A 13,725-nucleotide genomic window follows, 5' to 3' on the forward strand; every position below is an offset into this window, starting at 1 on the left:
TCAGCGCAGCACCCGCCGCAGCCCGGTCTGCACCCGCGTGAGTTCCGGCAGATAGGTCTCGATCAGCGTCTCCGCCGGATCGGCGCTCGCCGCCATCCCGGTATTGAGCGCGGCCACGACCCGGCCATGCATATCGTAAAGCGGCACCGCGATGGAGCGCAGCCCGATCTCCACCTCCTGATCGATCACCGCATAGCCGTCGCGGCGCACCTGATCTATGCGCGCGAGGATCTCGCCCGGATCGGTCAGGCTATAGGCCGTGCGTGGCGTCAGATCCGAGGCCTCCACCGCCGCGCGGGCTTCCTCCGGGGGCAGGGCGGCCAGCAGCACGCGCCCCATCGAGGTGCAATGCGTGGGCAGCCGTGAGCCCGGCATCAGCCCGATCGACATCACCCGGCGTTGGGCCGCCCGCGCAAGATAGACGATCTCGGTCCCGTCGAGAATCGAGACCGAGCAGCTTTGCCCGATCCGGTCGGTCAGCTGGTCGAGCCACGGCTGCACGATCTGCGGCAGCGGCAGCGAGGCCAGCGCCCCCATCCCGAGCCGCAAGACCTTCGGCGTCAGCGTGAAGAACTTGCCGTCGTATTCCGCATAGCCCTCCGCGTTCAGCGTCAGTAGGCAGCGCCGCGCGGTGGCCCGGTCGAAGCCCGTCGCCTGCGCCACCTCGGCAATCGAGAGCCGCGGCGTCTCCGCCCCGAAACATTCGATGACGCGCAGGCCTTTCGCGAAAGAGGCGATGAAATCGGTCGGTTTGTTCAACATGCGAACAGGTTTTCTCGCGATGCGAACAAATGTCAAGATGCGCACGAAATCCGTGGAAAGCCGTCCCACTCAGGTCTAAATCCGAGGCCTCAGGAGGACCGCAAATGGACAAGAGACTTTCCTCGCTGACCGAGGCCGTGGCCGATATTCAAGACGGCGCCACGGTGATGATCGGCGGCTTTGGCGGCTCGGGGGCCCCGATCGAACTGATCCACGCCCTGATCGACCGCTTTCTCGAAACCGGATCGCCCAAGGGGCTGACCGTGATCAACAACAACGCGGGCAACGGCCATGTCGGCATCGCCGCGATGATCGAGCAGGGTATGGTCAAGAAGATGATCTGCTCGTTCCCGCGCTCGGCCGACCCGACGGTGTTTACCGAACGCTACCTTGCGGGCGAGATCGAGCTGGAACTGGTGCCCCAAGGCACGCTGGCCGAACGTATCCGTGCAGGCGGCGCGGGCATTCCGGGCTTCTTTACGCCGACTTCCGTTGGCACCGATCTGGCCGAGGGTAAGCCGGTGCAGGAATTCGATGGCCGCGACTACGTGATGGAGCGCTGGCTCAAGGCCGATCACGCGCTGATCAAGGCCGAGCAGGGCGACGCGCTTGGCAATCTCACCTACCGGATGGCCGCGCGCAACTTCTCGCCCCTGATGGCGACGGCGGCTTCAAGGGTCGTCGTGCAGGTCACGAAAGCGGTGGAGCCGGGCGAGATCGACCCGGAAGTCATCGTCACCCCGGGCATCTTCGTGGATGCGATCGTCGAGGTCGCCAATCCCGCCCAGGAAGAAGAGTTGAACCGCGCCGGAGCCCATCACCCATGACCCAGAAACTGAGCAATGCACAGATCGCCTGGCGCGCCGCGCAGGACATCGAGGATGGCGCCTATGTGAACCTCGGGATCGGCTTTCCCGAGATGGTCGCGCGCTTCCAGCCCGAAGGCCGCGAGGCGATCTTCCACACGGAAAACGGCGTGCTCGGCTTTGGCCGCGCGCCCGAGCCCGGTCAGGAGGACTGGGACCTGATCAATGCCGGGAAAAAGGCGATCACGCTGAAGCCCGGCACCGCCTTCTTCCACCATGCCGACAGCTTCGCGATGGTGCGCGGCGGGCATCTCGACGTGGCGATCCTAGGCGCCTATCAGGTGGCCGAAACGGGCGATCTGGCGAACTGGTCGACCGGGCCGAAGGGCGTGCCCGCCGTGGGCGGGGCGATGGACCTCGTGCATGGCGCGAAGCGCGTGGCCGTCATCACCGATCACGTCACCAAGAAGGGCCAGCCGAAGCTGGTCGAGAGCTGCACCTTCCCGTTGACCGGTGTGGGCTGCGTGACCCGCGTCTATACCTCGCTCGCCGTGGTGGATGTGGTGGATGGCCGCTTCGTCCTGCGCGAAAAGCTCCCCGCGATTTCGATGGAGGAGCTGCAATCCATCACCGGTGCGACCCTGCATATCGAGGGCGCGGTGGGTGACCTGATCTGTCCCGAGGAGTTGGCCGATGCGTGACGCTTATATCTGCGACTATATCCGAACCCCGATCGGCCGTTTCGGCGGTGCGCTGGCGCCCGTCCGGGCCGACGATCTGGGGGCGATCCCTTTGAGAGCCCTGATGGCGCGCAACACGGGCGTCGATTGGGAGGCGGTCGAGGACGTGATCTACGGCTGCGCCAATCAGGCGGGCGAGGACAACCGCAACGTGGCGCGCATGTCGGCGCTGCTCGCGGGTCTGCCGGTGAACGTGCCGGGGACCACGATCAACCGGCTCTGCGGTTCGGGGATGGATGCCATCGTCACCGCCGCCCGCGCGATCAAGGCCGGCGAGGCCGATCTGATGATCGCGGGCGGTGTCGAGAGCATGTCGCGCGCGCCCTTCGTGATGCCCAAGGCCGAGGCCGCCTATAGCCGCGCCAATGCGGTCTACGACACGACGATCGGCTGGCGCTTCGTGAACAAGCTGATGAAAGAGGCTCATGGCGTCGACTCGATGCCCGAGACGGCGGAGAACGTGGCCGACGATTTCGGCGTGAGCCGCGCAGATCAGGACGCGTTCGCGCTGCGCTCGCAGGAAGCTGCGGCCAAGGCGATGGAAGCGGGCCGTCTGGCCGAGGAAATCACGCCGGTCACGATCCCGCAGCGCAAGGGCGAGCCGGTCGTGGTCGACACTGACGAACACCCGCGCCCCGGCACCACGCTGGACGCGCTGACCAAACTGCGCCCCATCGTGCGGCCTGACGGCACGGTCACGGCGGGCAACGCGTCCGGCGTGAACGATGGCGCAGCGGCGCTGATCATCGCCTCCGAGGACGCCGTGCGCAAACACGGGCTGACGCCGCTGGTGAAGATCTCCGGCGGGGCCGCAGCGGGCGTGCCGCCGCGGATCATGGGCTTCGGGCCCGCGCCTGCCAGCAAGAAGCTGATGGCGCGGCTGGGGCTGACGCAGGACGCCTTCGACGTGATCGAGCTCAACGAGGCCTTTGCGAGCCAAGGTCTGGCCACGCTGCGCGACCTTGGCATTGCGGATGACGATGCCCGCGTGAACCCCAATGGCGGCGCGATTGCGCTTGGCCATCCGCTAGGCATGTCGGGCGCGCGGATCACCGGCACGGCGGCGCTGGAGCTGGTGCGCCGCAAGGGCCAACGGGCGCTTGCCACGATGTGCATCGGCGTGGGTCAGGGTATCGCCGTGGCGCTGGAGGCGGTCTAGAGAGCTGCGCCCGCTACGCGCCGAAGGCGCAGGGCGCGCGCCGGTCCGTCCCGACGGGCTGGCGCATCTGCAACCGGGCACGCCGCGTCACTGATGGAGGGGCGTGGCAGGCATCAATCGCTTGAGCGGATAAGGGGCACGCGCCATCCCACGGACCGGCGCGCGCCCTGCTTGGCTCAGGTCCTGTCCAAGAAATCCTTCAACAGCGCCGCAACAGCCTCGGTCTGCTCGTAACAGGGCAGGTGGCCCGCATTCGCGATCTCGTGGAACTCGGCGCCGCACAGCTCCGCCGTGGCGCGCACCAGATCGGGCGGGGTCGAGGCGTCATCCGCACCCGTCATCGCCATCACTGGCAGCGTCAGCGCCCGCGTCGCCTCGGTCTGATCGGCTCCGGCAATCGCCGCGCAGCAGCCCGCATAGCCCTCGTCGGGGCCACGTTCGAGCATGTTGCGGCAAAGCGTGAACTCCGCAGGGTGGGCTTCGGCGAAACCGGGCGCGAACCAGCGTGCAAGGATCGCATCCGAGATGCTCGCGATGCCGTCGCGGCGCACATTGGCGATCCGCTCGTTCCACATCTCGGGCGTGCCGATCTTGGCGGCGGTGTCCATCAGGACCAGCGCGCGCAGAAGATCGGGACGGCGCGCGGCGAGGCTCTGGCCGATCAGCCCGCCGATCGAGAGGCCGATAAAGGTCACGTCCCGAAGCCCGAGCGTATCGCAGATCGCGGCGGCATCGCCCGAGAGGTCCTCGATGCTGTAGGGGCCGGGCGGACAGTCGGACAGCCCATGCCCGCGCTTGTCGAAGCGGATCAGCCGCAGCCCCTCGGGCAGATGCGGGATCAGCGTCTCCCAGAGCCGCAGATCGCTGCCCAGAGAATTGCCGAACATCACCACGCGCCCGTCGCGCGGGCCCTGGTCGAGAATGTGGAGCGTCACCCCGTCATGGGTCAGTGCGTGCATGAAAGCCTCCTCTTTGCAGGAGGTTGTAGCGCGCGAGGTGGGGGAAGGAAAACATACCGCGGAGGTATCGGGGATTACCCGGGTGATACCTGAAGTGGGGGCGCCGGGAGCTACTTGGCGCGGGGCGACCAGCCCCGGGCCGCGCCAGAGGGCGGCGCCCGACCTCGGGTGGGCGCGTGACGACGGTCGTGGTCCGCGCTTTATCTCGCAAGATCCGAGAGTGATCGGTGCGCGCAGTGGCGTCGCAAAAGCGCCCTCCCGGGGGGAGGTCGGGCGCTGCCCGGGGCTGGTCGCCCCGGACGGGACCTGAGGTCGGCGCCATCCCCAAAACCAAAAAGGCCACCCCCGAGGGGATGGCCAGCCTCCGAAACTGCGGAGAGGAATTACTCGGCCGGTTCGGCCACTTCGTCCTTGGTCTCCGCCTCGGCCATCGCGGCCTCGACGATGGGCGTGCCATAGACGAAGAAGTCCTGCGGAAGCTCGCCGCCGAACCAGACGCCGCCGCCGTTGAAGAAGTTGCTCTCGTCCCAGGTCAGCGTCTTCCAGTCCGGATCGAAGATCAGGTAGCCGGTGTCGCCTTCGTGACCAACAAGGAACTGTCGGGCAAGGTTACGCGCGACGAGGTGCTGGCCGCCACCGATTACGTCCAGCCCGCGCTGGAGGTGATCGACTCGCGCTTCACCGGGTTTAAGTTCGATCTGGAAACGGTGCTGGCCGATAATTCCAGCTCGGCCCGCTACGTGCCGGGCGGGCGGATGATCCGCCCCGATGCGCTCGATCTGCGGACCGTGGGTGTCGTGTTGGAGCATAACGGCGAGATCGCCCAGATCGGCGCGGGCGCCGAGGTGCTGGGCCACCCCGCCGAGGCGATCGCGATGCTGGTCGGCGTTCTGGACGACATGGGCGAGGTTCTGCCCGCGGGCAGCTTCGTGATGGCCGGCGCGATCACCGCCGCCGTGGTCGTCAGACCCGGCGATTCCATCACCGCGAGATTTTACGAGATGGGCTCGATCACGGTGAGTTTCACCGAGTGATCCCGAGCCAAGGAGGTTCAAGATGAACAAGATCAAATGTGCCCTGATCGGATCGGGCAATATCGGCACCGACCTGATGTTCAAGCTGCTGCGCTCGGAGGTGCTGGAGCCGGTCTGGATGGTCGGGATCGATCCCAATTCCGACGGCCTCAAGCGGGCCAAAGACAAGGGGCTGAAGGTCACCCATGAAGGCGTCGACGGGCTGCTGCCCCATGTCGAGGCAGACGGTATCCAGATCGCATTCGATGCCACCTCGGCCTATGTCCGCGCCGAAAACTCGCGCAAGATCAACGAGGTGGGCGTGTTCATGGTCGACCTGACGCCCGCCGCGATCGGCCCGCTTTGCGTGCCGCCGGTGAACCTTGGCGATCTGGCCAAGGCCACGCCGATGAACGTCAACATGATCTCCTGCGCGGGTCAGGCGACGATCCCGATCGTCTCGGCGGTGGGCGCGGTGCAAACGGTCGAATATGCCGAGATCATCGCCTCGCTCAGCTCGAAATCCATCGGGCCGGGCACGCGGGCGAACCTCGACGAGTTCACCTTCACCACCTCGAACGCGATCAGCTCCGCCTTTATGCCAATACCTTCGTCACCCCGACCGTCCAGGTGCAGGGGATGCTGGCGAAGGACGTGAACAGCGATGGCGGGTTCCGCAACGACGTGGTCGCGGAGCTGCGTTTCCTGAAGGTCTTCTGATCCTCCCCGGCCGGGCGCGAGCCCTCATTCGTGCCCGGCATTATCCAATACCTTTTGCGATAGTGAGGAGGGTTCCGTTATGACCTATATGGTATCAACGGGAGGAGGCGTGGGAATGGACTTCAAGCGGCTCAGATATTTCCTCGCAGTGGCCGAGGAACTGCATTTCGGACGCGCGGCGAACCGGCTCGATATCGCGCAGCCGCCGCTGTCGCGCCAGATCGCGGCGCTGGAGGCCGAGCTGGAGGTGCAGCTTTTCGACCGCTCGCGCAGTCAGATCCGGCTGACGCAGGCGGGCGAGGTGTTGCAGGATCACGCGCGGCAACTGCTCGAACGGCTGGATGCGGCTTATCGCGAGACGAAGATGGTGGGCTCCGGTGCGGGCGGGCGGCTGCGGATCGCCTTTGTCGGATCGGCTTCGCATGGGGTGCTGCCGACGCTGATCAAATCCTACCGATCCTTCTATCCGGAGGTCGAGCTGCAGCTCTCGGCGATGAACAATGCCGAGCTTCATACTGCGCTTGTGAGCCGCGAGATCGACATCGCGGTGGCGCGGCCGATCCTCGACGACGAGGAGTTCCGCCGCGAGCCGCTCTGCACCGAGCCGCTGATCCTCGCACTGCCCGACAATTCCGACCTCGGCACCCGCGCCGAGATCCATTTCGCCGACCTCGCCGACAAGACCTTCGTGCTCTATCCGCGCAAGCCCCGGCCCAGCTATGCCGATGTCGTGCTCGATATCTGCGCGCGCGAAGGGTTCAAGCCGAAGGCCGTCGATCTGGCGCAGGATTTCCAATCCGCGATCAGTCTTGTGTCAGTGGGCGTGGGGATCGCGGTTGTGCCGCAATCGGTGTCGCGCACGCAGCGCCCCGGCGTGATCTTCCGGCCCTATAAGGGCTATAATCCGGGGACCGGTCTGACCGTGCATGCGCGGCTCGACAATCGCGCGCCGCAGGTGATGCACTTTCTGGAAGTGACACGGAAATTCGCGCGCAAACAGTAGGTTGCGGCGCGAAGTTAAAGCGATGCATTAAGTCGGACGCGGGTCGTCGCGGAAGGTCGTGGCCTGCACGGAGGGGCGTTCGACAAAGCCCGCATGCCAATTGGCCAACTCCGGACGCCCCTCGCGCCAGCCCTCACCGTCGAAGCGGAAATTGAGATAGCACAGCGCGACGCCGATGCTCAGATGACCGATGTCGAAGGGGCGCTCGGTCAGCCGCGGGGCATGACCTTCCAGCCAATCCGCAACCCGGTTCATCTTGGTCCGGTAGACGGCGAGCATCTGCTCGGACCGCTGTTCCTCGGGGCGCATCTTCAGCTCCACCAGCCACGGCAGCGCGACATCCAGAAGCCCCGTTCCCAGCGCCTCGTCGCGCTCGGCCTCGAGCCGCGCGGCGGGATCGGCGGGGAAAAGCTGCGGGCCGTCTGCGCTCTCCAGATCGGCCCATTCGCAGACCACATGGCTGTCGAACAGCACGCGGCCGTCTTCCAGCTCCAGCGTCGGGATCTTGGACAGCGGGTTGATCGCCATCAGCCCCTCATGCGGGATCACCGGATCGGCATGGGTGCGCACGGTCTCGACCTTATCGGCGAGACCTTTCTCATGCAGCGCGACCATTGCTTTGCGGACGTAAGGCGAGCGCGGGGACCAGTGCAGGATCGGCATCGGCTCAGCCTTTCCGCGCGACGGAGGCCAGCACGTCCTCGTTCACCGTGATCCCGAGGCCGGGGCCGGCCGGGCAATGGACGTGGAAATCGGCGAAGCCGATCTCTCCGCCGGTGAGGTCCGTTTTCAGGATCTTCGGGCCGAAATGCTCGCAGCCCCATTCGAGCCGGGGCAGGGTCGAGAAAACCGCCAGATGCGCCGCGGCGCCGATGCCGCTTTCGATCAGGCAGCCGCCATACAGCTCCATCCCGCAGGCCTGCGCGATCCCGGCGGCGCGCTTGATCTCGTTCAGACCGCCCGATTTCACCAGTTTCAGCGAATAGACGGAACCGGCTGCAGCGATGCCGTTGGCGATGATATCGGGGCCGGTGAAGGCGGCTTCGTCGACCATGATCGGGATTGCGGCGCGCGCGGCCACGCGCGCGGTGGCCGCAATCAGACCCGGGCGCAGCGGCTGTTCGATCAGCGACACGCCCATCTCGGCCAGCTGCGGCAGGTAGCGGATCGCGACCGCCTCGGTCCAGCCCTGATTGACGTCGACGATGATCTCGGTGGCTTTGCCCTCCAGCGCCGAGACGATCTTGCGCAGGCGGATCATGTCCTGATCGGGGGTGTTGAAGCCTAGCTTGATCTTGAAGCGGCGATGCTCGCGTGCGTCGAACTTGCGGTTGGCTTCCTCGATCTCCTGATCGGCATCGCCCGAGGCCAGCGCCCAGATCACCTCGATCTTGTCGCGCACCGCGCCCCCCATCAGGACCGAGACCGGCAGGTCGAGCGAGTGCCCGGCCGCATCGTAAAGCGCAGCATCCACCGCGGCGCGCGCCGCGTTGTTGCGGCTCGCGGCCTTGGCCATCTTGGCGGCGTTCAGCTCGAAATCGAGCGCATTCGCACCCGCCAGCGCCGGAGCGAGATAGGTGTCGATATTGGCCTTCATCGCCTCGACGCTCTCCTCGGCCCAACGGGGACCGCCCAGCGTCGAAGCCTCGCCCCAGCCGACCGATCCGTCGGCCAGCTCGGCGCGCACGATCACATAGGACTGGAAGTTGATTTCCGTGTTGGACAGCTTGTGACGCCGGGTCGTCGGGCAATCGACGATCATAGTCTCGATCTTCGCGATCTGGCGACCCGCATGGGCGTCCGCGCCCTGAAAATGATCTGCGAGTTTCGCAACGCCGGGCGTAGTCATCGGCTCTGTCCTTCGAAATATGTCATTGGTCTTCAAGGTAAATCCGGCGCCGCGCTTGCGGCGCCGGGAACTCGTTACATCATCGGGATCATTCCGCGGCCATCGCCTGAGCCTGATTGCCCAGCGTGAAGTCGAAGCGCAGAACCAGATCGGTGTCCGAGCCTTCGGGCGCCTTCTCGAACTTGCCGATCAGGTCCTCTTTCACGGCAAACACCGAGTCATTGTCGAGATAATCGCTATCGGCGTCGTAGATCTGCGAGATCAGCGGGCGGTAGCCCTCGCGCGTGACCATCATGTGGATATGGCCCGGGCGCATGCAGTGGTGGCCCATGTAGCGGATCAGCTCGCCCGCGGTCTCGTCGCCGGGGATCGGGTAGGGCACGGGGCGGATCGCGGTGAAGGCGTAATGCCCGTTCTCGTCGCTCTCGAAACGGCCGCGCAGGTTATATTCGGGCTGATCGGGGTCGTGGTTCTCGTAGAGACCGTTCGGCGCGTCTTCCCAGACGTCGATGATCGCGCCGGGGATCGGGTTGCCCTTGTTGTCGCGGATATAGCCCTCGACATAGACGGTTTCCTGACCCTCGAAGTTCTTCTGAATGGTCGAGGCGCCTTTCGGCATCACCGGCGCGTTCTCGCGGAAGAACGGCCCCAGCACGGTCGAGACGGTCTCGTCGCCCGAGATCGGGTTCGAGAGCATGTCGACGAGCACTTCGACGCCGAGGATGTCGCCCAGCAGGATGAATTCCTGACGCTTATCCGAGCACAGCGCACCGGCGCGGCCGAGATAGTCGCAGGCATAGAGAAATTCGTCATGGGTCAGGTTCACGTCTTTGCAGAACCCGTGCAGATGCTTGATCAGGCTTTCCATGATCTCGCGCTGGCGCGGCTCGAGCGTGGCGTGCTGGCCCAGCGAGTCGATGACCACATCGGTCACATTATCCACGGTTACGTTGCGCATAAGTCTCCTCCTCGGATGCGGTGGGCGGCCCTCCTCCGGGCGGCGCCTTCAATTCGATAAGGAGAGATTTGCATGGCGCACGCGGCTTGGACCAGACGGGTGCGCGGTATCCTGTGATACCTCAAAGGTTCAGTTTGGCCGAAGTTCATACCCTAGGCGTTCGGAAATCGTCCGTGCGGCGCCCAGGGCGATATTGCGGAAAGCGCGCGGCTGGACCTCGTGGCGCGAGCGGGGGACCGAGATGACCAGCACCGCGACGGGCTGGGCGATGTGGTCGCGGATCAGCGCCGAGACGCAGATCACATCCGCCTCGTCCTTCGGCGCGCCTGCGTTGAACCCGTCGCGTGCGAGCGCATCCAACTCCGCGCGCAGGCGTGCGCGATCCTCCAGCCGCGAGCCGGGCCGCGTGTGCCGGTCGAGATATTCATCGAGCTGGGCCGGGGAGAACTGCGCCAGATGCAGCATCCCCGGCGGGCTGTCATGCAGCGCGATCCACGACCCCAGCGCCTCGCGCGAGACCCGCAGCGCCTGCGTGCCCTCCAGCGCGTCGAGCACCAGAAGCCGCCCGTGATCGTGCAAGGTCAGGTGCAGCGTCTCGCCATAGTCGCGCCAGAGCGCCGCCAGCACGGGCCGCGCGGCCTCCGTCAGCGCCGAGCTATCTTCCAGCGCGCGGTTCAGCGTCGCGACCAGCGGACCCAGCCGATAGCGCCCGCGCTCGACCTTTCGCAGCAATCCGATTCGCGCCAGACCGTTCACGAGGTCATGCGTGCCGCTCACGGAATTGCCGATCGCGCGCGACAGATCCGTGACCGAATGCTCCGGCTGAGCGGCGGTAAACTGGCGCAAAAGCTCCCCGACCTTGCGTAATGTCTTCATCTGGACCCTCCCGCGGTGATTTCGGGTCTCAGAATTCCGGTATTGCCGGAAAAAGTCGCGGTATTTGTCGATACCTTTCGGTATCAGCCCGGCTCCGGCACCGTGAAGGGGACAGGTCGGACATGTCTTTCGTTCATCCGACCTGATGGAGGAGGAACCATGAAAGACCAAGTGAAAGACGCCCAGAGCGGCGTCACGACCCCCTATACCGGTGACGAATATCTCAGCAGTCTGCAGGACGCCCGTGAGGTCTATGTCCATGGCGAGCGCGTCAAGGATGTCACCAAGCACCCGGCGTTTCGCAACTCGTCGCGCATGGTGGCGCGCTGGTATGACAAGCTCCATGCCGAGAAGGATACGATCGGGCGGCCCACCGATACCGGCTCGGGCGGATGGACGCACCCGTTCTTCAAGGGCGCGAAGACGAAGGAAGACCTGATCGCGGGCCGCGACGCCATCGCAGAGACGCAGCGCGTCGCAAATGGCTGGATGGGCCGGGCGCCGGATTACAAGGCGGCCTTCCTTGGCACGCTGGGCGCGAATTCCGGCTATTACGGAGAATACGAGCAGAACGCGAAGAACTGGTATGCCAAGTCGCAGGAGCGTCTCGACTACTGGAACCACGCGATCATCAACCCGCCGATCGACCGTCACCTGCCGGCTGAGGAGACCGGCGACGTGTTCATGCAGGTCGAGAAGGAGACCGATGCGGGCATCGTGGTCTCGGGCGCGAAAGTGGTCGCGACCGGCTCGGCGCTGACGCATTACAACTTCATCGGCTATTACGGCGTGCCGATCAAAGACAAGAAGTTCGCGCTGACCTTCACCGCGCCGATGGACAGCCCCGGCGTGAAGCTGATCTCGCGCGCGTCCTACGAGCTGAACGCCGCCGTCATGGGCACGCCCTTCGACTATCCGCTGTCCTCGCGCCTCGATGAGAACGACGCGATCCTCGTCTTCGACAAGGTGCTCGTGCCGTGGGAAAACCTGTTCCTCTATGGCGATATCGAGAAGGTGAATGGCTTCTTCCCGGCGTCCGGCTTCGTGCCGCGCTTCACGCTGCATGGTTGCACCCGTCTGGCGGTGAAGCTCGACTTCATCGCGGGTCTGTTCTCCAAGGCGCTGGACGCGACCGGGGCAGGCGGCTTCCGCGGCCCGCAAACGGCGGTGGGCGAGGTGATCGGCTGGCGCAACCTGTTCTGGGGGCTCTCGGACGCGATGGTCATGAACCCCGACGACTGGGTCGGCACCGATGGCTATCTCGCGCCGAAATCGTCCTCGGCGATGGCTTACCGCGTCTTTGCGCCGATGGCCTATTCCCGGATCAAGGAACTGATCGAGCGCCACGTGGCCTCGGGTCTGATCTACCTGCCGTCCTCGACGCTCGACTTCCAATCGGAAGACGTGCGCCCCTATCTCGACCGCTTCGTGCGCGGCTCGAACGGGATGGTCGCGGTGGACCGGGTGAAGCTGCTGAAGCTTCTTTGGGACGCGATCGGCTCGGAATTCGGTGGCCGTCACGAGCTCTACGAGAGCAACTATGCGGGCAATTACGAAGCGATCCGCATGGAGACGATGTTCACCGCTCAGGCCACGGGCGAGTTGGATATGATGCGCGGCCTCGTCGACAATTTCATGAGCGAATACGACCTCGACGGCTGGGTGTCGAAGGATCTCGTGAACCCCTGGGACGTGAACCGCCTCAAGGGCGGGTTCCAGGCCTGAGACTGAAGGGGCTGCGCGGGATCCTCGCGCGGCCCACGACCCCGGGGAAGGAGGAGCCCCATGAGTTTGGATTTCACAGGGATGAAGACGCAGGTACTGCGCGACGATCAGATCGCGCTGCCCGCGAGCGTCCTCACCATCGGCGCTTTCGACGGCGTCCATCGCGGCCATCAGGCGTTGATTTCGCGCGCCGTGGCCGAGGCGCGGGCGGCAGGCGTGGCGTCGGTCGTCTGGACCTTCGATCCGCCGCCGAAAGCGTTCTTCGGGCGCGCCAAGCAATTGTCGCCGGTCTCGGAGAAACTCGCGCGGATCGCGCGGCTCGGGCCGGATTACATCGTGCTGGCGTCGTTTTGCAAAAGCTACGCGGCGCGCAGCCCGCAAGCCTTTCTGGACGATCTGGCGCGGATCAACCCGGCCCGCATCCATGTCGGCGCGGATTTCCGCTTCGGCGCGAAACAGGCGGGCTGCGTGACGACATTGGCCGAGCGCTTCGACGTGACGCTGGCGCCGGCGGTGCTGTGCGAAGGGGGCGAGGTCATCTCGTCGACGCGCATCCGGGGCCTGCGCGCCGAAGGCCGGTCGCGCGAGGCCGTGGCGCTTCAAGGCTCGACGGATGCCGCCGCACTGATGTCCGGCGCGCTTCTGACACAGGATATGAGATTTGGGGAGGAATTCGATGTCCGGAATTGATCCGCGCGATCTGCGCGACGCTTGCGGCAGTTTCGCAACCGGCGTGACGGTGATTTCGACGCGCACCGAAGATGGCGATCACGGAATGACGGCGAATGCGTTCATGTCGGTCTCTCTCGACCCGCCGCTGATCACCATCTCGCTCGATCATAACTGCAAGCTGCGCGAGAAGGTGCGCGCCTCGGGGCGCTACGCGGTCTCGGTGCTCAATCACGAGATGGAAGGGTTGGCGATGCATTTCGCGGGCCGCCACGATCCGGCGCATAACGATCCCTTCATCGAGCGCGCCGGGATGCCCGTGGTGCCGGGGGCTGCCTGCGTTTTCGTGACCGAGGTCGCGCAGGAGGTGGAGGCGGGCGATCACACGCTCTTCATCGGCAAGGTCGTCGAGATCGAGCGCGATTTGGAGGCCCGGCCGCTTCTGTTCTGCGGCGGCAAGTTCGGCGCGCTGGCGAGCTAGGCCAA

General features: G+C 65.4%; 15 protein-coding genes. 9 read left to right on the forward strand and 6 right to left on the reverse strand.

Features of this window, described 5'->3' with window-relative positions:
- Window positions 1-762, reverse strand: coding sequence for an IclR family transcriptional regulator domain-containing protein (locus AC2TZ7_RS10600; RefSeq protein WP_489864179.1), 762 nt, complete (start codon window positions 760-762; stop codon window positions 1-3).
- A gap of 104 nt (window positions 763-866) precedes the next feature.
- Between AC2TZ7_RS10600 and AC2TZ7_RS10605 the strand changes: the two genes are divergently transcribed.
- The 3 genes from AC2TZ7_RS10605 to pcaF are packed head-to-tail and all read left to right on the forward strand — an operon-like array spanning window position 867 to window position 3,467.
- Window positions 867-1,589 carry a 3-oxoacid CoA-transferase subunit A gene (locus AC2TZ7_RS10605; protein ID WP_489864180.1) on the forward strand — a complete coding sequence of 241 codons (723 nt, stop codon included), beginning with the start codon at window positions 867-869 and terminating at the stop codon, window positions 1,587-1,589.
- The gene (locus tag AC2TZ7_RS10610) at window positions 1,586-2,269 is read left to right on the forward strand and encodes a CoA transferase subunit B (protein WP_489864181.1); all 684 of its coding nucleotides are present in this window, start codon (window positions 1,586-1,588) and stop codon (window positions 2,267-2,269) included. Before AC2TZ7_RS10605 ends, AC2TZ7_RS10610 begins: the two co-directional genes overlap by 4 nt.
- On the forward strand, window positions 2,262-3,467 hold the full coding sequence (gene pcaF / locus AC2TZ7_RS10615; RefSeq protein WP_489864182.1) for a 3-oxoadipyl-CoA thiolase: 1,206 nt from the start codon (window positions 2,262-2,264) through the stop codon (window positions 3,465-3,467). Before AC2TZ7_RS10610 ends, pcaF begins: the two co-directional genes overlap by 8 nt.
- 176 nt (window positions 3,468-3,643) lie before the next feature.
- Here pcaF and pcaD read toward each other — a convergent pair whose 3' ends face one another.
- A complete protein-coding gene (gene pcaD, locus AC2TZ7_RS10620; protein ID WP_489864183.1) occupies window positions 3,644-4,426 on the reverse strand; it encodes a 3-oxoadipate enol-lactonase in 783 nt (260 codons plus the stop codon).
- Window positions 4,427-5,007: 581 nt separating this feature from the next.
- On the opposite strand from pcaD, the gene AC2TZ7_RS10625 reads away from it, so the two are divergent.
- From AC2TZ7_RS10625 to AC2TZ7_RS10635, 3 genes are all read left to right on the forward strand, one after another.
- Entirely contained in the window at window positions 5,008-5,460 is a 453-nt protein-coding gene (locus AC2TZ7_RS10625; RefSeq protein ID WP_489864184.1) for a fumarylacetoacetate hydrolase family protein, read from the forward strand.
- Window positions 5,461-5,482: 22 nt separating this feature from the next.
- A complete protein-coding gene (locus AC2TZ7_RS10630; RefSeq protein WP_489864185.1) occupies window positions 5,483-6,097 on the forward strand; it encodes an acetylating acetaldehyde dehydrogenase in 615 nt (204 codons plus the stop codon).
- Window positions 6,098-6,274: 177 nt separating this feature from the next.
- Window positions 6,275-7,162 (forward strand): LysR family transcriptional regulator, encoded by an 888-nt coding sequence (locus AC2TZ7_RS10635; RefSeq protein WP_489864186.1) that lies wholly within the window; start codon window positions 6,275-6,277, stop codon window positions 7,160-7,162.
- A gap of 27 nt (window positions 7,163-7,189) precedes the next feature.
- Here the strand turns inward: AC2TZ7_RS10635 and AC2TZ7_RS10640 are convergent, their stop codons facing one another.
- The 4 genes from AC2TZ7_RS10640 to AC2TZ7_RS10655 form a co-directional block, all read right to left on the reverse strand.
- Window positions 7,190-7,825, reverse strand: coding sequence for a glutathione S-transferase family protein (locus AC2TZ7_RS10640; protein WP_489864187.1), 636 nt, complete (start codon window positions 7,823-7,825; stop codon window positions 7,190-7,192).
- 4 nt (window positions 7,826-7,829) lie between these two features.
- Window positions 7,830-9,011 carry a muconate/chloromuconate family cycloisomerase gene (locus tag AC2TZ7_RS10645; protein WP_489864188.1) on the reverse strand — a complete coding sequence of 394 codons (1,182 nt, stop codon included), beginning with the start codon at window positions 9,009-9,011 and terminating at the stop codon, window positions 7,830-7,832.
- 88 nt (window positions 9,012-9,099) lie between these two features.
- Window positions 9,100-9,969: a dioxygenase family protein gene (locus AC2TZ7_RS10650; RefSeq protein WP_489864189.1), complete on the reverse strand. Its 870-nt coding sequence runs from the start codon at window positions 9,967-9,969 to the stop codon at window positions 9,100-9,102.
- Between the two features lie 129 nt (window positions 9,970-10,098).
- On the reverse strand, window positions 10,099-10,845 hold the full coding sequence (locus AC2TZ7_RS10655) for an IclR family transcriptional regulator (protein ID WP_158522059.1): 747 nt from the start codon (window positions 10,843-10,845) through the stop codon (window positions 10,099-10,101).
- A 159-nt stretch (window positions 10,846-11,004) separates the two neighbouring features.
- Here AC2TZ7_RS10655 and AC2TZ7_RS10660 point away from each other — a divergent pair, with 159 nt between their 5' ends.
- Genes AC2TZ7_RS10660 through AC2TZ7_RS10670 form a run of 3 tightly spaced genes read left to right on the forward strand, consistent with a single transcriptional unit; the run spans window position 11,005 to window position 13,720 of the window.
- Complete coding sequence (locus AC2TZ7_RS10660) at window positions 11,005-12,570, forward strand: 4-hydroxyphenylacetate 3-hydroxylase N-terminal domain-containing protein (RefSeq protein WP_489864190.1); 1,566 nt, start codon at window positions 11,005-11,007, stop codon at window positions 12,568-12,570.
- A gap of 60 nt (window positions 12,571-12,630) precedes the next feature.
- On the forward strand, window positions 12,631-13,260 hold the full coding sequence (locus AC2TZ7_RS10665) for an FAD synthetase (RefSeq protein WP_489864191.1): 630 nt from the start codon (window positions 12,631-12,633) through the stop codon (window positions 13,258-13,260).
- Entirely contained in the window at window positions 13,247-13,720 is a 474-nt protein-coding gene (locus AC2TZ7_RS10670) for a flavin reductase family protein (protein WP_078519234.1), read from the forward strand. Before AC2TZ7_RS10665 ends, AC2TZ7_RS10670 begins: the two co-directional genes overlap by 14 nt.
- Window positions 13,721-13,725: the final 5 nt, after the last annotated feature.

This window comes from Thioclava sp. ISO4, assembly GCF_058105145.1.

Bases quoted from the DNA above. Each gene is read 5' to 3' on its own strand.
- AC2TZ7_RS10600 (WP_489864179.1), bottom strand. From the start codon at position 762: ATGTTGAACAAACCGACCGATTTCATCGCCTCTTTCGCGAAAGGCCTG.
- AC2TZ7_RS10605 (WP_489864180.1), top strand. From the start codon at position 867: ATGGACAAGAGACTTTCCTCGCTGACCGAGGCCGTGGCCGATATTCAA.
- AC2TZ7_RS10610 (WP_489864181.1), top strand. From the start codon at position 1,586: ATGACCCAGAAACTGAGCAATGCACAGATCGCCTGGCGCGCCGCGCAG.
- pcaF (WP_489864182.1), top strand. From the start codon at position 2,262: ATGCGTGACGCTTATATCTGCGACTATATCCGAACCCCGATCGGCCGT.
- pcaD (WP_489864183.1), bottom strand. From the start codon at position 4,426: ATGCACGCACTGACCCATGACGGGGTGACGCTCCACATTCTCGACCAG.
- AC2TZ7_RS10630 (WP_489864185.1), top strand. From the start codon at position 5,483: ATGAACAAGATCAAATGTGCCCTGATCGGATCGGGCAATATCGGCACC.
- AC2TZ7_RS10635 (WP_489864186.1), top strand. From the start codon at position 6,275: ATGGACTTCAAGCGGCTCAGATATTTCCTCGCAGTGGCCGAGGAACTG.
- AC2TZ7_RS10640 (WP_489864187.1), bottom strand. From the start codon at position 7,825: ATGCCGATCCTGCACTGGTCCCCGCGCTCGCCTTACGTCCGCAAAGCA.
- AC2TZ7_RS10645 (WP_489864188.1), bottom strand. From the start codon at position 9,011: ATGACTACGCCCGGCGTTGCGAAACTCGCAGATCATTTTCAGGGCGCG.
- AC2TZ7_RS10650 (WP_489864189.1), bottom strand. From the start codon at position 9,969: ATGCGCAACGTAACCGTGGATAATGTGACCGATGTGGTCATCGACTCG.
- AC2TZ7_RS10655 (WP_158522059.1), bottom strand. From the start codon at position 10,845: ATGAAGACATTACGCAAGGTCGGGGAGCTTTTGCGCCAGTTTACCGCC.
- AC2TZ7_RS10660 (WP_489864190.1), top strand. From the start codon at position 11,005: ATGAAAGACCAAGTGAAAGACGCCCAGAGCGGCGTCACGACCCCCTAT.
- AC2TZ7_RS10665 (WP_489864191.1), top strand. From the start codon at position 12,631: ATGAGTTTGGATTTCACAGGGATGAAGACGCAGGTACTGCGCGACGAT.
- AC2TZ7_RS10670 (WP_078519234.1), top strand. From the start codon at position 13,247: ATGTCCGGAATTGATCCGCGCGATCTGCGCGACGCTTGCGGCAGTTTC.